Below are 18,348 nucleotides of genomic sequence, written 5' to 3'. Positions count from 1 at the left end.
TGATTTATACTTTTAAATTCCTTGGTTTAAAAAAGTGTTGATTTTGTATGTCCAGCCTGAGTTCAGACATGGTTCGCATCTATTTGCAAGAAATTGGTCAGTATCCTTTATTAAAGCCAGAGGAAGAAATCGCTTATGGTAGACAGGTACAAGAAATGATTGTCATTGAGCAATCTAAAAATGAACTCACTCAACAGCTAGACCGCGAACCAACTTTGACTCAATTAGCTAATGCTGTCGAAAAAACCGAAGCACAAGTCCGAGCAGCACTACACCTTGGCCAAAAAGCCAAACAAAAAATGGTAACAGCTAACCTGCGATTGGTAGTATCTGTTGCCAAGAAATACCAGAACCGCAATTTGGAATTTCTAGATTTGATCCAAGAAGGAGCAATCGGTTTACAAAAAGGTATAGAAAAGTTTGATCCCAACCGAGGTTATAGGCTATCAACCTACGCTTACTGGTGGATTAGTCAAGCTATAACCAGAGCTATCGCAGAACAATCCCGCACTATTAGATTGCCTGTTCATCTAACTGAAATACTTAATAAAATCAAGAAGGTGCAGCGAGAAAGCTTTCAAAAACTCGGTCGTCATGCCACATCTGAAGAAATAGCATCAGCATTAAACATAAGCACAGATAAACTTCGAGAATATCTCACCGCTTCTCGCACGGCGATCTCTTTAAATAAACAAGTCGGAGATGAGAAAGAGACAGAGTTGGGTGAAATTTTAGCCAGCGATGCCGCTTCACCAGAAAAACTGCTTACCCAGGAACTTCTATCGCAAGACGTAGCTAAATTCTTAGAACCATTGACACCGATTCAACGTCAAGTGTTGACTTTAAGCTTTGGGCTAGAGAACGATCAGCATTTCAATCTCGCTCAGATTGGCCAACAGCTAAACCTCAGTCGAGAGCGGATTCGTCAAATCCAGGTCAAAGCTATAAGTATTCTCCGCCATCGACAAAACGACATGCAAGAATATTTATTTGAATAAGTAGAATTACTTTCGTCAGATGATGCACGGTTCTTGTAGAACTAATTTGTCTAAGTCCCGCTATTTATAAAAAGGTTATTTCTCAATCTCTCATTTGTAGGCTTAAACGTTTCTTCAATCAATACTAGATTATATTTATATTCTGCTAAAATCTTAAAGTTCTGCTAAGGCGATCACCACTCAAAATGGAAGATTCGCAAACTCAAATTTGAGCCAGGATTCAAATTACTCGTTGGTCTAAGCTAACCGACAGGATTCCACAACGGCTGATGCACAATGCAAATGTCATACCATTTGCCATGTCATTTCCTGCCCCGCCCCCAAAGGTACAAGCCCAGATTCCATAAATGGAACTTCATCAGGAACGCGCCAAGTCGTTTTGGACAAGGTAATTCGCTCGGTATTACGCGGCAGTTGATAAAAATCTGGGCCATAGAAGCTAGCGAACGCCTCCAGTTTATCCAGGGCTTTCACGCTTTCAAATGCTTCGGCATACAACTCAAGGGCGTGCAGAGCCGAAAAGCATCCCGCGCAGCCACAGGAACTTTCTTTGCTGGTGCGGGTATGGGGAGCGCTATCGGTACCTAGAAAAAACTTCGGATTTCCCGACGTTGCTGCTTGCAACAAAGCCTGACGATGCTCCTCCCGTTTCAAAATGGGCAGGCAATAAAAATGGGGGCGAAGGCCGCCTTTGAACAGGGCATTACGGTTAAACAACAAATGTTGTGGCGTAATTGTTGCCGCGATAGTGTTGGCAGACAGGACATACTGCACCGCATCGGAGGTGGTGATATGCTCAAGCACCACCCGCAGGTTGGGAAATCGCTGCTTGAGGGGGATTAAATGTCGCTCGATAAACACCTTTTCGCGATCAAACGTATCAACATCGTTATCGGTCACTTCCCCGTGCAGTAATAACGGCATGTCCACCTGCTGCATCGCTTCAAAGACGTGATCACCCTTCCGAATATCTGTCACACCGGAGTCTGAGTTAGTCGTTGCACCGGCTGGGTAGTACTTGACCGCTTTGATAAACTGGGATTCTTTCGCCCGGAGAATGTCGTAGGGGCTGGTGTTGTCGGTGAGGTAGAGCGTCATCAATGGCTCAAACTGTTGTCCCTCTGGAATGGCGGCGAGGATGCGATCGCGATAGCAAGCCGCATCTGCCACCGAGCGGATAGGGGGCTTCAAGTTCGGCATGATGATCGCGCGGGCAAACTGACGCACCGTGTAGGGCAGAACCGCTTTCAGTGCTGCACCGTCGCGGAGATGCAGATGCCAATCGTCAGGTCGGGTGATGGTAAGCTTTTGCATCCTTTCATTATAAAACGGCAACAAGGGCCTCATGAAAATAGGGGCGATCATCCAGATAGGGTATGGGGCGATCGCTATCTATGATACTGCACTCAAGTTTGCTCCGAATGACCTCAAAACTCTTAAGCGCAAGGGTTTCGCTCTCGAAAAGCTGTCCGAGCTACAGTTATCTCAACAGCATTATACAGAGGCTATTAAGGCTTTAAAGCAAGCGATCGCCTATGATAGTGCCTTTTCTCGATAGCACAGTGATGCAATTGATATTAGTTATCACGGAATGATGATTGAAAGATTAGCCGAACTATACTTAACCAACAAGCAGCAGTATACAGAAGCATTCGCAACTTATCAACAAGCACTTGCTACTTATGAAACTGCCATTCAACAATCTTGAAGTGGCACACACACTTCGCAAGCAATAGTTTATTGGTCTAATACCAAGCTTGGGTGTAAATCAAGCCATCCACTTTGTCCAATCGGGCGCATCTGTCACCAGTTGAGCAAACTTTTGAGGGCAAGCGCCTTCAAACTCCAGCATTACACCGCAACTTCAGGCGTAACCCCTTCCATCCTTGAGCTTCTTGCGTTTCGAGACTATGGTAAGATTCAAGACTATGCAGGAGAAACTTGGTTGACGCTCAAACAAGATTTACTGCAAACACTGCAAAATCAGCCAGATTTGGGAATAGGAGAAGCTCAAGTCGATATTTTCCTCCATGAAGGATCAATTGATGATGCAATTAAAACAGTAGAAAGAGATACTTACTATGATTCCAAACTGGTTCATTGAGTCATGGATGCAGCAGTTTCCCATCGTGCAGATTGGGTAATTGATAACGCAAAGCAGACGGGCAGAACCAATTATGGAACAAGGAAAAGCTGACCGTTATGACGCTGCGTTAATTAGCTAAAAAAATCAAAGCTGCTTATATTCAACTAAGGTAAAAAGCTGAATGGTCTGCTTATCGCTCGAAATTAGAAGCGGCTCATGGACGTAAACGTAAATTAATGGAATTATTTAAAGAACTGAATTAATAGTATGATTAATTTGGCTAATGATACCACAAGATTGCAAACAAAACTCGCTCATATATACTTCGAGTTACATCCTTCCTTACAAAAAATTATTCAGTTATTTTCGGTAATTTATGCACCGATAGACAAAAATTCCTTCGTAAGTTGTCTTAGTAAAACTGGTGCTTTAGATGAAAAGAATAAACCTTGGGGTACTAAAACCCTTATTCCCCAAATTGATAAATTGTTAAAAGCAGGCTTGTTAGTACAGGAGAGCAGACAAGGTGCTGAATGTCATCCGTTACTCACAGAAATAGCTACTCGCCATGCTGTACAAACCGGACAGTTTGAAATCCTCGTCACAGCAGTAGAAGAGAAGCTACCAATACGTACTCACTGGAACAGAGATTCTCGGATTTTCTCCAGTCTGCGCCAGTGTATCAGAGAAATCCGCATTGGTATTTATCGCCAAGACCTTAATTTTATTAATCAGCAAATTGAAGATTATCAGAAGTACAGTGATAGTGAAGAAAAAATAGTAATAGAAAATATCTTTGAGCAGATATACAATAATCCATTTGATGCAGATTGGTTTAAGACCCTTCCACTTGGATTATATGAAAGTGGCATATCAAGTATCCTCTTCAATTCCGCCTTAAAATTATCTGCTTGTGAAGATGCGTTGACGCTGCTAGAAGAAGAATGCTCTAACAGTGAAAAACATTGCTCAGATTATTTACACCTGATTTTGACAGAACAACTGTTGTTACAGGGCTGTACCCAAGAAGCACAAGAAAGTTTGGAGCGTGTATCAAATGACTATCAAAATAACGCTGCGATCTTTTGGGGTTGGTTAAGTTTTCTGCGGGGTGAAAATGAACAAGCCATAAAATATTATACAGATGCCCTGAAAGCGATCAAAAAGGCTACAGGCAAACGGCAAATATATTTCAATACAATTGGGGGCTTATTTTTTATCCTCGCATTGTTAAAAGATGGTTCAGCGCAAAGCCTCCGAGAAGCAGAAGAGCATACCCGTTTGATGTCCCGTCAAGGGGATCATTGGCTCAGGTTCACTTATGGCAGACTGAACATGGTATTGCTTGTTCAGCTTGGCGATATTACCCAAAAACAATTTGTAGTCAGTGGTCATATTTCTTCCGTGGAAGAAGAAAATAGCTTACAAACATTGTTTTGTTCACTATGTCTTTACTGGATGGATGCAGAAAGTGCTAAAAAACGCTTACCTAATTTACTAGAACCATTGTATCGGCGATCGCTTGCCTCTGGTTATCACTGGTTGGCAATGGAAACCGCAGAACTCCTATCCCGGCTCAAACCTAGTAGCAATTATAATAAACTTGCTCCCGCACTGCGAGAAGATAGCAATATTCAAACCATCGTAGACTTAATTCGACCTCAAGAAGCCTGGGAAATGTGCCTCAATGCCTTGGCAAATCTCCAATCAAGGCCACAAACATCCCTAAAACCAGAATCGGAACTACGTTTAGCATGGTTCATAACCTTCTATCCTAGCAGATGTGTCTTGCAACCACGAGAACAAAAAGTGAATGCCAAAGGGGAATGGAGTAAAGGTCGCCCCATAGCCCTCAAGCGTCTGAATAGTGCATTATCTGAGTTTGATTACATCACACCCCAAGATATGCGGGTATGTAGTTGTATAGAAACATATAATGATGGCTCTTATTACGGGAAAGTTGATTATACCTTCGGTGAAAAAGCCATCTCTGCTTTAATTGGACACCCGTTAGTTTTTTGGGAAGATACACCGACTATTCGTGTAGAAATTGTCAAGGGAGAACCGGAACTACTGGTTAAAAAAGGAAAACTTGATCGTCTCACCTTGGAATTTTCTCCCAAATTACCAGAATCACAGAATATTCTGCATATCAAAGAAACCCCAACCCGCATCAAAGTCATTGAAATTAGTGCCGAACACCGCCGCATCGCCGAGATTATTGGTAAAGAAAATAAATTAAACGTGCCTGCCATTGCCGAAAAGCAAGTTTTGGCAGCGATTAATGCCGTCTCTGGCATCGTTACCGTACATTCGGACATTGGTGGTGGACTCGAAGGTGCAGAAGAAGTACCCGCCCAGACTCTACCCCATATTCACCTTTTACCTGCTAACGCCGGATTGAAAATCAGCCTTTTGTCGCGCCCCTTTGCCCAAGGTGGTCCCTACTACCGTCCTGGTACAGGTGGTGAAACTGTAATTGCCGAGATTGACGGGAAACGTCTGCAAACCAGACGAAATCTACCTGAAGAGAAACAGCTTGCTAAAGCTGCTATAAAAGCCTGTCCCACGTTGACACGAACTGAAGAACAAGATGGTGAATGGGTTATAGCTGACCCAGAAGCCTGTTTAGAATTGCTGCTAGAACTGCAAGCACTGGAAAGTAGCGTAGTCATAGAATGGCCACAAGGAGAAAAACTGCGTGTTAGCCACAATGCCGACTTGAAAGACTTTAATTTATCAATTCAACGTCAGCAAGACTGGTTTGCAGCAACTGGAGAGTTGAAATTGAATAACGACCTAGTGCTGGATATGCAGCAACTACTAGAACTATTAGAGAAAACCCCCAGCCGTTTTATCCCCCTTGGTGATGGTCAATTTTTGGCTTTAACTCAAGCTTTTCGGAAACGCCTCGACGAATTGCGGATGTTTTCGGAAAAGCATAGTTCATGTATTCGTTTTCATCCCTTGGCAACATTAGGGTTAGAAGATTTTGTTGATGAGGTAGGTAAGGTAAAAGCAGATAAACACTGGAAAACACATAGAGAGCGTCTCCAGGAGGTGAAAAACCTCCAGCCGGAACTGCCATCTACGCTTCAAGCAGAACTACGTGACTACCAGATGGAGGGTTTTTGTTGGCTGGCGCGTCTGGCACATTGGGGTGTGGGTGCTTGTTTAGCAGACCAAATGGGACTCGGTAAGACCGTGCAGGCATTGGCGGTTATTCTCAGAAATGCCCATGAGGGGCCAACCCTAATTATTGCGCCGACTTCCGTGTGCATGAATTGGGTGAGTGAAGCGCAGAAGTTTGCCCCAACTCTGAATATTATTCAATTTTCTGGTGCTAACCGCCAAAAATTATTAGATGGTTTACAACCGTTGGATATGTTGGTTTGCAGCTATGGTTTATTACAGCAGGAAGAAGTAGCACAAATGCTTTCTGGTGTACAGTGGCAAACGATTGTCCTGGATGAAGCCCAGGCGATTAAAAATATGACCACTAAACGTTCTCAGGCAGCCATGAACCTAAAATCTAATTTTAAGTTGCTGACTACTGGGACTCCGATTGAGAATCACCTGGGTGAGTTGTGGAATTTGTTCCGTTTTATTAATCCTGGGTTATTGGGTTCTTTTGAAAGCTTTAATCAACGCTTTGCTACCCCCATTGAAAAATATCAGGATAAACTTGCACGTAATAAACTCAAAAAACTTATTCAACCATTTTTGTTGCGGCGCACGAAAAATCAAGTATTAGAAGAATTACCATCTCGTACTGAGATTCTGTTGCATGTGGAATTGAGCCGGGAGGAAAAAGCATTCTATGAAGCGTTGCGCCGTCAGGCCATATCTAAACTTACCGAAACTGATGCAGATGCTGGAAAGAAACATTTGCAAGTTTTGGCTGAGATAATGAAACTGCGTCGCGCTTGCTGTAATCCTAGTCTCGTTATGCCCGATACTGAATTACGCAGTTCCAAGTTACAACTTTTTGGTGAGGTGCTGGGTGAACTTCTGGAAAATCGTCATAAAGCGTTAGTGTTTAGTCAGTTTGTTGACCATTTGCACATCATCCGCGATTACCTCGAACAGCAAGGTATTAATTATCAATATTTAGATGGCAGTACTTCAGTGGCAGAGCGCAAAAAACGGGTCGATGCTTTCCAAGCTGGTTCAGGGGATGTATTTCTGATTAGTCTCAAGGCAGGGGGTACAGGACTCAATCTGACTGCTGCTGATTATGTGATTCATACAGACCCTTGGTGGAATCCCGCAGTGGAAGACCAAGCCTCAGACCGCGCCCATCGCATTGGGCAACAACGCCCTGTTACCATTTATCGTCTAGTAGCAAAGGATACTATTGAAGAAAAGATTGTGCAATTGCACCACCACAAGCGAGATTTGGCAGACAGCTTATTGGAAGGTGCTGATATTAGTGGCAAGATATCAACGGAAGCCTTGTTACAGTTGATTAGTGAAGATTAAGGCATTTACCAAGGCTTTTTTGACAATAATCGCTCATTCAGTAAGTAACCCTTATCTTTTATCCGACATAATCTCCGATAAAAACTACTTGCCTTGATATACAACACTTTCACCAACATGCGATCGCTGAGTGCATGTTGGCAACGGAATAGAAACTATTACGCTGCCGATAAATTTTGTTTGTCTTGGTATCGCCTTTGATGCGTAATCCAAGCGATAACCATTTACAGGGTGCTAACTTCCAGTTATAGTTAGCCTTAACTTATTATAAGCACAATGCAACTATAGCTTTGACTTGGTGCAAAGATAGTTTACAAAGTTGCTCAGGCGGTTGTTTTAGTTCCGGTTTAATTCGAGAAGCTATCCACCCGAATATCCCGCCAGACATCAGACACTTGCCAGCCGGAATTACCCACAGATTGTACTGGAGGATTGTCAAGCAATGGAATATAGTCAGGAACTCTAGGCTCTGAAATTGCTACTGGTTGCTCCTCAACCACAGGGGTTGATGAATTGACAGTATTAGCTTGAAGAAGTTGGTCTTCTGCCTCCTCGATTAACTTCATCTGTCTCAGGGTAAGCTTGTCGGATTTTTTGATGATCTTCTTGGTATCTATATCATTAGAAGTTTTCATTGGCTGTTCCCTCGAAGGCATTGGCTCAAAATTTGTCTGGGTAAAGTTGGGAGAAGATGGGTATAAATAATTTGCACAGAATAAACACTGTACTGCAAAACTATGGAAAATACGAGTCCCTACTTGTAAGAATTTATTAATTGAGTACAAATTTGCTTTTCGTGCAGATGTCATAGCATAAATGGCATAGAGCGATCGCAATTGGCTCGAGAAAGCTTGAACCAGTTATAGAAACAAGAACTGGTAGAGATAATTATTGAGCAGAGCAAGGTAATAGGCGAATCAGAACTCCACCATCAGGAGCAAGGGTAAACCCGCGTCCTTAAACAAGGTAATGCAGTGTTGTATGCTCGATTTACTTGTTAGACTGACGGAAGTAGGTGAATTCGCAAGTTATTTAGCACAACTAGACTTAGACTATTACGTAGAAAAACGATCTGCACACAGAGGATGAAAAAGTTTATAGTCCTTGCGTGATAGTAAAGATTAGCGAGGCTAATCTTTACTTAATTAGCATTTGAAGAGTTAACTTGACTTTAATTATGGGAACTATCATACATAAGAACTACCAAAATCTCTTAGAAAACAACATTCAGACAAGTATTAATGTTTAAATTAATTGCTCACATCCCTGACTATAGTATTACAAGTTTAATTTATGAAGCTGCTGCCACAGTAATTTATCGAGCAGACTCCAAGGCTAACAGACATTCAGTTATTATCAAACTACTCAAAGCAGAGTATCCGACTATCAAAGAGATTGCTCAACTCAAGCACGAATACGAAATTATCCAAAACCTGAATATTGCAGGTATAATTAAAGCCCATGAATTAATCAATTATGACAACGGCTACAATAATGGTCTAGCACTGGTTTTAGAAGACTTTAGTGGAGAAACTTTAAAACACCAAATATCTACTACAGGAATTGAACTGACAAAATTTCTTAATATTGCCGCTCAAATTACTGAAACTTTGGGAGAGTTACATACCCACCATATTATCCATAAGGATCTTAAGCCCGAAAACATTCTTTATAACCCCAATACCGAAAAAATAAAACTGATTGATTTCAGCATCGCCTCGCTGTTATCAAAAGAAAGCCCAGAAATTACTAGCCTCAACCTTGTAGAAGGAACACTGGCTTATATGTCGCCAGAACAAACCGGACGTATCAACCGAACCTTAGATTATCGTACAGATTTTTACTCATTAGGTGTCAGTTTCTACGAAATGCTGACGGGTCAACTTCCCTTCCCCAATGCTCAAGACTCAATGGAGTTGGTGCATTGTCACATTGCAAAAATTCCAGTAGCTCCGCACCAGATTAATCCTAATGTACCATTGGCAATCTCTGCGATCGCAATGAAACTTCTGAGCAAAACTGCTGAAGACCGTTATCAGAGTGCTTACGGGTTAAAGGCTGATTTAGAGCAAGCAACGATACAACTGCAAACAAAAGGTAGCATTGACCTTTTTAGCCTAGGCCAGCAGGATTTTTCGCATCAATTCCAAATAGCTCAAAAACTTTATGGTCGGGAAGTAGAAGTAGCAGCTTTAATGGCTGCCTTTGAAAAAGTTACCCTTGGTTCGAGCGAAGTTGTCTTAGTAGGAGGATATTCAGGTATCGGCAAATCCTCACTAGTTAACGAAGTTCATAAACCGATTGTCCGGCAGCGAGGTTACTTTATCGGTGGCAAATTTGACCAACTCAAGCGAGATATTCCTTATGCTTCTTTGATTCAAGCATTTCGAGAATTGATGCGACAGCTGTTAGCTGAAAGCCAAGCCAGAGTTGAGGTTTGGAAAAATAAATTACTACGAGCATTGGGAGTTAATGGTCAAGTTATTATTGATGTCATCCCGGAAGTAGAACTGATTCTTGGACAGCAAGCGCCTGTACCGCAGTTGGGGGTTGCTGAGTCTCAAAACCGTTTTAATCGGGTGTTTAAACAATTTATCCATGCCTTTACTGCTGTTGGACATCCCTTAGTACTGTTTTTAGATGACCTCCAATGGGCAGATGCCGCCTCTATCAACCTGGTCGAGAATCTGATGACTGACCCAGAAAGCCAGTATCTATTGCTGATTGGGGCTTACCGAGATAACGAAGTTAATGCCACCCATCCACTGATGTTAATGCTAGAGACAATTCAAGCATTTGGGGCAACGGTTGAAGAGTTACTTTTGAAGCCATTAGCTGCACCTCATATTACTCAACTTCTAACTGACACGTTCAATTGCGAATCATCTCAGGCAGAAACTTTAGCTGATTTGCTATTTCAAAAAACCCAAGGTAATCCCTTTTTCTTAACTCAGTTACTAAAAGTACTGCATCAAGATAATCTTTTGACATTTGATTATCGTTCGGGTTTCTGGCAGTGGGATCTCAACAGAATTCAGTCACAAGCCATTACCGATAATGTGGTAGATTTAATGGTGAATAAAATTCAGAGATTGTCAGAACCAACGCAGCAAGTTTTACGATTAGCTGCTTGTGTTGGCAACCGATTTAATTTAGAAATTCTAGCTGTAGTCAACGAAAAATCTCCATCAGCAACAGCAATTGATTTATGGTCAGCTTTACGAGCCGGATTAATTCTTCCTTTGAGCGATACTTACAAAATTCCTCAGTTGTTAAATCAGTCGGAATTGGCAACATACTGCAATACTGCTGTACAAGTTGACTATAAATTTTTGCACGATCGCGTTCAGCAAGCTGCCTATTCTTTAATTCCAACCGACCAGCAAAAACAAGTACACCTGAAGGTGGGAAAATTACTATTACATAATACTGAAAAATCCCAATTAGAAGAACATCTTTTCGAGATCGTCAACCATCTCAATGCTGGCAGCTCATTGATTGTGGAACCAGCAGAAAGATATGAACTGGCAGAATTAAATCTGAAAGCAGGTCAACGGGCAAAATCATCTTCGGCGTTTGTAACTGCACTTAAGTTGCTAGAAACAGGGGTGAGCTATCTACCTGAAAATAGCTGGCAGGATAATTATTTACTCACGTTAACTTTATATTTACAATCTGGAGAAGCCGAATTTTTAAATGGAAAATATGAGGAAGCTTTGCTGATTTTTGAGCAGACTTTCAGCCAGGTTCAAACTACTCTTGATATGTGTCGGGTGAATGAATATCGGATTATGTGTTATCGGATGGAAAATGATTTAAACTCCGCATATAAAATTGGGCTAAATACCTTGGAACTTTTAGGCTTGGAGTTTACAGCTTATCCTGATGATGCATATCTGTTAGAAAAACTTAATCAAACCAAAAAAGTTATTGGCGAGCGCACAACTTTTAGTCTCGCAGAACTACCACCAATGCAAGACGAAGAAAAGTTAATGGCTCAACGCATCTTAAAAGAAATCTGGCCTATTGCCTACTTTTTAGGATCGAAAGCGTTGCATATCACATCAATGAATATAACTCAACTTTCAGTTCAGTATGGCAACTCGCCAATTTCGGTATTTGGCTATATGCTTTATGCTTTTAATCTGGTGTTCCAATATGGTGAGGTAGATTCAGGTTATGAGTTTGGCGAATTATCTTTGCATTTACATGAAGTTTTGAGAACGAAGGAATTAGAAGCAAATATTCTGAATATGTGGGGCGGTTTAGTTTGCCACTACAAAGACCATATTAGCGAAAGCAAACCTTATTTATTGAAGGGATTTAATAGTGGTTTAGAAACAGGTTCTTATCAATGGTCTGGTTATTGTTCAGTTAATTTTTTGTGGCAATCATTATTTGGAAATGAATCTTTAGAAAAAACCGCAGAAGTAGCCGAAGATTTTATTCCTAGCCTCCGCAAGATTGACAAAAATATGTTGAACTACCATCTGCTAGCTATGGAAGCGATCGCTAACCTGACTAAGCCAGCAGGCAGGATTGACGAACTTGTTGGAACTTGGGCAGATGAACGGCAAGTGCTAGAGTTTGCACTGGCATCTTCGGATATGTTGAGTGCATTTGTAGTTTACATCTATAAACTTGCGCTCTGTAACTGGTATGGAGAGTATAGCAAAGCTGTTGAGTATGCAGAGAATGCCGAAAAATTTGTTGGGGGAGCGCGAGGGATTTTTATTAATCCTGTTTTTTATTTTCACCAAAGTATTGCCTTAGCAGGGGCTTATGCGGATGTAGATACAGAAACTCAAGTTACTTATCTGCATAAACTAAATACCAACTTAGAAAAATTCCAGCAATGGGCAATGCACTGCCCAACTAATTATCAACACAAGTTCCTGCTGATCCAAGCTGAAGTAGCTCGGATTTGTAAACAAGATTATCAGGCAATGGAGATGTATGATAAGGCGATCGCTTCTGCTGCCGAAAACGGTTATTTACAAAATGAAGCCTTGGCAAACGAAGTGGCATTTCGATTTTACTTAGCCAAAGATAGAAAAAACTTTGCCAAAGTTTATTTGAAAGAAGCCCGCTATTGCTATCTCAAGTGGGAAGCTACGGCTAAAGTCCGGCAACTGGATGAACAATACTCCCAACTTTTTAGAGATTCAGTCGGGGAGATAGACGGGCGGAGTACGGCTACAAAGCAGATTCAGGATATTGCTGAAGCTAAAACCCAAACTCTAGATTTAAGCACAGCGATTAAAGCGTCTCAAGCACTCTCAAGCGAGATGGAGTTAAATCCCCTGCTGGAGAAAATGATGACGATTGCGATCGAGAATGCTGGGGCGCAAATGGGTTATCTACTTGTCAAACGGGACAACCAGTGGGTGATTGAAGCCGAAGGAAGCATTGATCGAGATGAAGTAACAGTGCGATCGTCCAGCCTGGTGCAAGTAAAGCATAAATTGCCAGCTTTACTGATTAACTATGTTGAAAGAACAAAAGAAAATTTGGTTTTAGAAGATGCTAGTCATACAGAACGTTTTGTGAGTGACAACTATATTATTGCCAATCAACCCAAATCAATTTTGTGTTTACCTTTCTCTCATCAGGGTAAGCTAACTGGAGTTCTTTACCTGGAAAATAACCTCACTACTGGAGTCTTTACCGCAGAGCGATTAGAAGTATTAAACTTATTGACTTCGCAAGTTTCCATCTCTATAGAAAATGCTCGCCTCTACACAAATTTGCACATATACTCCCAGGAGTTAGAAATTTCGGAAACACAAGCGCGTGAGAAAGCAAAGCAGCTAGAACACACGCTCGATGAATTGAAGCTTACCCAGTCCCAGATGGTGCAAAGCGAAAAAATGTCTAGCCTGGGGCAATTGGTGGCAGGTGTTGCTCACGAAATTAATAACCCAGTCAGCTTTATCTACGGCAACCTTACTTACGTAAATAATTATGTTAAAGACTTGATGAGTGTAGTACAAATTTATCAGCAGCAAAACCAGGATTTACCACCTAAAATTCAGAATGAAATAGATGCAGTTGACTTAGATTTTTTGATGGAAGACTTACCTAAGCTCTTGGCTTCAATGAAAGTGGGAACTGATCGTATTCGCCAGATTGTATTATCTTTACGAAACTTTTCCCGCCTAGACGAAGCTGAAGTTAAAGCCGTTAATATCCATGAGGGTATTGATAGTACCCTAATGATTTTGCAAAATCGCCTCAAACCCCAGCCAGACTCTCCCGGAATTCAGGTAATACAGGAGTACGGCAACCTGCCACCTGTAGAGTGCTACCCTGGACAACTGAATCAGGTATTTATGAATCTGCTTGCAAATGCGATCGACTCTTTAGAGGAATTTAATAAACATCGGACTTATGCCGATATCGCACGTCACCCAAGTATCATTACAATTCGTACTACTGTTGAAGGTGATGTCGCCGTCATTCGCATTGCTGACAACGGTTCTGGTATCAGTGAAAATGTGCGGTCGCAACTTTTCACACCCTTTTTTACTACCAAAGCTGTTGGTAAAGGCACTGGTTTAGGGCTATCTATTAGTTACCAAATCGTAACTAAAAAGCATCAAGGACAGTTGGAATGTATATCCGTTTTCGGACAAGGGGCTGAATTTCTTGTTTCTATCCCCCTTCAGGCAAGGTTAGAAGCAAGAAGTGTCTAACGCAGACAAAATAAATTAGGTTATTAATACTAGAAATTTTAAAACTGCCTCATTGGGATTTCAATGTTGGGACAAGAATCTGTCGCTAGAACCAGGAAAATAGTTCACGTAGACATGGATGCCTTCTACGCATCGGTGGAACAGAGGGACAACCCTAGTTACCGAGGTAAACCCTTAGTCGTCGGTGGCAGCCCGAATCAACGAGGCGTAGTTGCAGCCGCCAGTTATGAAGCTCGTAAGTTTGGCATTTACTCAGCAATGCCCTCGGTAACAGCAATTGCAAAATGCCCCGGACTGATATTTGTCAGACCAAGATTCGACGTTTATCGAGAGATTTCCACTTCAATCCACGCCATATTCAAACGCTACACTGATTTATTGGAAGGGGTTGCGCTAGATGAAGCATATTTGGACGTTACTGAGAACAAGCAAAGTATCCCCTACGCTTCTACTATCGCAAGACATATTAAAACTGCGATTTTCCAAGAAACCCAGTTGACGGCAACCGCAGGCGTGTCGATTAACAAGTTTCTTGCAAAAATGGCATCAGGGCAGAATAAGCCGAATGGATTGACAGTGATTTTACCAGAGCAAGCGATCACCTTCGTAGAACAACTGCCGATTGAGAAGTTCCACGGCATTGGAGAAGTTACAGCAGCTAAAATGCATTCACTGGGGATTCATACTGGCGCAGATTTGAAAATACGATCGCTGACTGAGTTAACACACCACTTTGGTAAAGCAGGTCATTATTACTACAAGATTGCCAGAGCAGAAGATGATCGCCTAGTTGAAGCAAATCGAGTTCGCAAATCGATTGGTGCAGAAACCTCGTTTGCACAGGACTTAAGCGATGTCGGTCAGATGTTGCAGGAACTTGAACAGATTGCCCAGATAGTGGAGCAAAGGTTAGAGCAGCATGAAACACGAGGCCGCACATTAACGTTAAAAGTCAAGTTCTCTGACTATCAGCAGTTAACCCGCAGTAAAACAATGCTTGCTTCCATCAGTGAACTCTCTACGATTTTCGAGATAGCCAAAGCGCTGTTTGAGTCGATTGAACTGGAAAACCGCAGTATTAGGTTGTTGGGAATTTCTTTGTCTAACCTGGATAACGCCAAACAAACCCAAGTTATTCAACTGCCACTATTCCAAAATGCAGATATTACTTGGGAGTGATTAAATCAGTGAACAGTAAACAAACAAGAATCAAACAGCTAGCTCGGAAGACAATTTGCTTTTCTAAAACAGAGGAGATGCACGGCATAGTTATAGGTTCATTCATCAACCGCTATGAGTTTGGTTTACTAGTTTCGCTATGAGTTTGGTTTACTAGTTTAAGGACATAGCAATCGTTCTAGAACATTGCCAATTTATCTTTATGGGTGCAGTCATTAGCAATATTGCCCCTCTACAAAGAGCAAATCTCTTTTATCTTACATTTTATTCTAGCCGCCTACTTAGCTGAGAACCACCCAAGCGTAGCTAATGACTCCTAAAATTGCTATACCAACAATTGCTTCTCCTTGCTCATTCAAAAAATGGTAAAAGCTATTCAAAACGTAGTTTAATGCTGCCTGGCGACTTTTACCTAATTCAGTCATCAGCAATTTAACCCTCCCATCTACCTCTTCAATAGAGACTTCACCTTTTTGGTAAGCAACTTCTAACTCATTTAACTTGCACCAGTATTCTTTGGTATCTTCCACAAGGTTAGGAAACATAATTGAAGATATATTTAACAATGTTAATTTTCATTACGATTATATCTTGCCAGCTAAAGCAGATGGTTCTGTCGATTTGGTGATATTTTCTCGAAGATCAAGGGTTGAGCTATATAAGTTGAGCTATATAAATAGACGCAACAAGCGTAGAGGATATTATTGTTTCCCAAGGTTTCCGTCTGCTGTAGGCTAGGGCATCGTTAGGATTAATCTTGATGGCTTAGTTATAATCGGTGATTGCCCTTTGTTTGTCTCTCAATTCAGAGCGGGCATTTCCCCGGTTATTGTAGGCGTTCGCGTATCCGCCCACCGGGAGCAATGCGATCGCAAAAAGCTCAAGCTTCCCCTATCGCCGCCCCCGCCTCTTCTGTGCCTTTGTTACAACCGCCCTCCACGGCCTACGATCGCTCCTTGGGGTAATGGTGCATTCATGTTTGTTTGACCAAATTTTGATAACCATTGGTTTACACGCATTCAGCCAAGGGTGTTGCTTGGGCTTGGTTGATTGCATCTAATCCTTGTATAGTGCAGCTTTAAAAGTTTTTCGTTCTTTTTGCATAAAGTAGAAAACTTGAACTGAAGAGTATTACATAGCAAACGAATTATTATGTAAAGTAGGGGGCAACAGTTTAAAACTCCCATATTTATTTTTTTGTAAGCGCTGCTCTGGACTCCTTGCCCCAGGGCAGTTTTTCATTGCACAGGCGGTTAAGTAGAGTTAACACTCATGCTCAGTAACTTTGTATTAGACATGCAGTGCATTATTTACTTTGTATAAGAGGAATAATTGTATTACAGCCCGTAAGAATTTTGATTTTTAAAAAGCATAAAGGAGGTAATGATTTATGGGAACTTATTTAATGTTTGGCTGCGGAGCATTTTGGATACTGACTTATATTTTGTTGATTCAACGTGGCTTTAAAGATCAAACGTATGGAATGCCGTTGGTTGCATTGTGTACCAATCTATCATGGGAATTTATATTTTCTTTTATTCATCCTCATCAGCCACCACAACTTCAAATCAATATTGTGTGGTTGATGCTTGATTTAATTATCTTGTATGGATTTTTCAAGTTTGGGCAATCTGAGTTGAAGGATATACCAAATAAATTATTTTATCCAGTGTTTATATTAACTTTATTTACTAGCTTTTGCTGTGTCCTGTTAATCACAGATGAGTTTCAAGATTGGAGCGGTGCGTATACAGCTTTTGGGCAAAATCTTCTCATGTCTATTCTCTTTATTGATATGTTGACCAAACGTAATACTGTCCGAGGTCAATCAATCTTTATTGCTATCTTCAAAATGATAGGAACTTTGCTGGCTTCCATTGGGTTTTATATTAATCATCCAACACAAGGTAGGTCACTTTTATTTATATTTTTATATACTGCAATTTTTGTTTTTGATCTAATATATGTGGGGATGATTGCTATGAAGATAAAAAGTTTCGAGAAAAAAAAGCTTAATCACGCACTAACCCGGCAGTAGTGGAAAATAACTTTAGGAACATGGTATATAGCAATACTCGAAAACTGCTGCTAATAAGCGTAGGAGTAATAGTGATCGCCTACATTTCAACTAGACCACCAAAAATTCTAGTTTTGTGGGGGTCTTAAACCCCCTTATTTATCCTTCAGTGATGCACTGACCGCAGTCGTTGTGTCGTACAGAATTCATACCTGTTTTCTGACGATTGACGTATGTATTCTGGTCGATAAATTCTGCCTTATTTTGTAACCAAAATTTACTATTTCCTTTCATGCATTTTGTTAAATTATGTTGAAATTATTAGCAACTTTGATTTTTTTGTCTAGGATTAGTCTTTTATAAGTTTTTGTCTTTCCTCATTTAATATTTGATTATGGAATTAGTATTAGTGAAGCTAGGAGGTTCCTTAATTACTGACAAGGATAAACCTTATACTGCTCGAAGAGAAATTATAACACAACTGGTTGAGCAAGTGAGCCTAATCAAACGTGAAAATCCTAATCTGAAACTGATTATTGGTAACGGTGCTGGTTCTTTTGCCCACCAATCAGCGAATAAATATAATACAATTAATGGTTTTTCAGGTGATGAAGAAAAACTAGGGTTCTGCTTAGTTCACCAAGATGCTTTAGATTTAAATTTCCTCCTAGCTAAAAGTTTTTTACAAGCAGGTTTACCAGTGGTAAGTTTGCCACCTATTACTATGATAATCACTCATAATAAGAAACTGTTGAAGAGTGACTTTAGTGTAATAGAAAGTAGTCTACAAGCAGGTTTGATTCCTTTAATTTTTGGTGATGTCGTTCTAGATCAAGCTATTGGTGGTACTGTCCTCTCGACAGATGCAATGCTTGCAGAACTAGCGAAATA

Annotated in this window: 11 protein-coding genes and 1 pseudogene; 9 read left to right on the top strand and 3 right to left on the bottom strand. The window is 41.0% G+C overall.

Going from position 1 to position 18,348, the window contains the following annotated elements; translation table 11 throughout:
* The first annotated feature begins 47 nt into the window (after positions 1-47).
* Complete coding sequence (locus tag CDG77_RS22540; RefSeq protein ID WP_094331602.1) at positions 48-998, top strand: RpoD/SigA family RNA polymerase sigma factor; 951 nt, start codon at positions 48-50, stop codon at positions 996-998.
* Positions 999-1,283: 285 nt separating this feature from the next.
* Here the strand turns inward: CDG77_RS22540 and pyrC are convergent, their stop codons facing one another.
* Positions 1,284-2,312, bottom strand: a complete 1,029-nt coding sequence (pyrC, locus tag CDG77_RS22535) for a dihydroorotase (RefSeq protein ID WP_094331601.1) — start codon at positions 2,310-2,312, stop codon at positions 1,284-1,286.
* A 31-nt stretch (positions 2,313-2,343) separates the two neighbouring features.
* Between pyrC and CDG77_RS22530 the strand changes: the two genes are divergently transcribed.
* The 3 genes from CDG77_RS22530 to CDG77_RS22520 all read left to right on the top strand — a co-directional run bounded on the left by CDG77_RS22530 (position 2,344) and on the right by CDG77_RS22520 (position 7,566).
* Positions 2,344-2,556 (top strand): hypothetical protein, encoded by a 213-nt coding sequence (locus tag CDG77_RS22530; protein WP_094331600.1) that lies wholly within the window; start codon positions 2,344-2,346, stop codon positions 2,554-2,556.
* Between the two features lie 264 nt (positions 2,557-2,820).
* On the top strand, positions 2,821-3,102 hold the full coding sequence (locus tag CDG77_RS22525; RefSeq protein WP_094331599.1) for a hypothetical protein: 282 nt from the start codon (positions 2,821-2,823) through the stop codon (positions 3,100-3,102).
* 249 nt (positions 3,103-3,351) lie between these two features.
* Complete coding sequence (locus CDG77_RS22520; protein WP_094331598.1) at positions 3,352-7,566, top strand: DEAD/DEAH box helicase; 4,215 nt, start codon at positions 3,352-3,354, stop codon at positions 7,564-7,566.
* Positions 7,567-7,913: 347 nt separating this feature from the next.
* On the opposite strand, the gene CDG77_RS22515 is transcribed toward CDG77_RS22520, so the two are convergent.
* Entirely contained in the window at positions 7,914-8,201 is a 288-nt protein-coding gene (locus CDG77_RS22515) for a hypothetical protein (RefSeq protein ID WP_094331615.1), read from the bottom strand.
* A gap of 606 nt (positions 8,202-8,807) precedes the next feature.
* Here CDG77_RS22515 and CDG77_RS22510 point away from each other — a divergent pair.
* The 3 genes and pseudogenes from CDG77_RS22510 to CDG77_RS22500 all read left to right on the top strand — a co-directional run.
* Positions 8,808-14,261 carry a trifunctional serine/threonine-protein kinase/ATP-binding protein/sensor histidine kinase gene (locus CDG77_RS22510; RefSeq protein ID WP_094331597.1) on the top strand — a complete coding sequence of 1,818 codons (5,454 nt, stop codon included), beginning with the start codon at positions 8,808-8,810 and terminating at the stop codon, positions 14,259-14,261.
* Positions 14,262-14,324: 63 nt separating this feature from the next.
* Positions 14,325-15,440: a DNA polymerase IV gene (gene dinB, locus CDG77_RS22505; RefSeq protein WP_094331596.1), complete on the top strand. Its 1,116-nt coding sequence runs from the start codon at positions 14,325-14,327 to the stop codon at positions 15,438-15,440.
* Between the two features lie 26 nt (positions 15,441-15,466).
* Positions 15,467-15,583: pseudogene (locus CDG77_RS22500) on the top strand (IS1 family transposase); the annotation flags it as partial.
* A 138-nt stretch (positions 15,584-15,721) separates the two neighbouring features.
* Here the strand turns inward: CDG77_RS22500 and CDG77_RS22495 are convergent.
* Positions 15,722-15,985, bottom strand: coding sequence for a hypothetical protein (locus tag CDG77_RS22495; protein ID WP_094331595.1), 264 nt, complete (start codon positions 15,983-15,985; stop codon positions 15,722-15,724).
* An 845-nt stretch (positions 15,986-16,830) separates the two neighbouring features.
* Here CDG77_RS22495 and CDG77_RS22490 point away from each other — a divergent pair.
* Positions 16,831-17,478: a transmembrane-type terpene cyclase gene (locus tag CDG77_RS22490; RefSeq protein ID WP_094331594.1), complete on the top strand. Its 648-nt coding sequence runs from the start codon at positions 16,831-16,833 to the stop codon at positions 17,476-17,478.
* Positions 17,479-17,851: 373 nt separating this feature from the next.
* A partial coding sequence (locus tag CDG77_RS22485; protein WP_262985166.1) for an isopentenyl phosphate kinase occupies positions 17,852-18,348 on the top strand: 497 nt, incomplete at its 3' end.

Origin of the sequence: Nostoc sp. 'Peltigera membranacea cyanobiont' 213 (assembly GCF_002245975.1) — a bacterium.
GTDB lineage: Bacteria > Cyanobacteriota > Cyanobacteriia > Cyanobacteriales > Nostocaceae > Nostoc.
This window is presented reverse-complemented; position numbering and strand designations above follow the sequence as displayed.

Excerpts from the sequence above, each read along its gene's own strand:
- CDG77_RS22490 (WP_094331594.1), top strand. The coding sequence starts at position 16,831 with ATGGGAACTTATTTAATGTTTGGCTGCGGAGCATTTTGGATACTGACT.
- CDG77_RS22510 (WP_094331597.1), top strand. The coding sequence starts at position 8,808 with ATGTTTAAATTAATTGCTCACATCCCTGACTATAGTATTACAAGTTTA.
- dinB (WP_094331596.1), top strand. The coding sequence starts at position 14,325 with ATGTTGGGACAAGAATCTGTCGCTAGAACCAGGAAAATAGTTCACGTA.
- CDG77_RS22540 (WP_094331602.1), top strand. The coding sequence starts at position 48 with ATGTCCAGCCTGAGTTCAGACATGGTTCGCATCTATTTGCAAGAAATT.
- CDG77_RS22495 (WP_094331595.1), bottom strand. The coding sequence starts at position 15,985 with ATGTTTCCTAACCTTGTGGAAGATACCAAAGAATACTGGTGCAAGTTA.
- pyrC (WP_094331601.1), bottom strand. The coding sequence starts at position 2,312 with ATGCAAAAGCTTACCATCACCCGACCTGACGATTGGCATCTGCATCTC.
- CDG77_RS22520 (WP_094331598.1), top strand. The coding sequence starts at position 3,352 with ATGATTAATTTGGCTAATGATACCACAAGATTGCAAACAAAACTCGCT.
- CDG77_RS22530 (WP_094331600.1), top strand. The coding sequence starts at position 2,344 with ATGAAAATAGGGGCGATCATCCAGATAGGGTATGGGGCGATCGCTATC.
- CDG77_RS22515 (WP_094331615.1), bottom strand. The coding sequence starts at position 8,201 with ATGAAAACTTCTAATGATATAGATACCAAGAAGATCATCAAAAAATCC.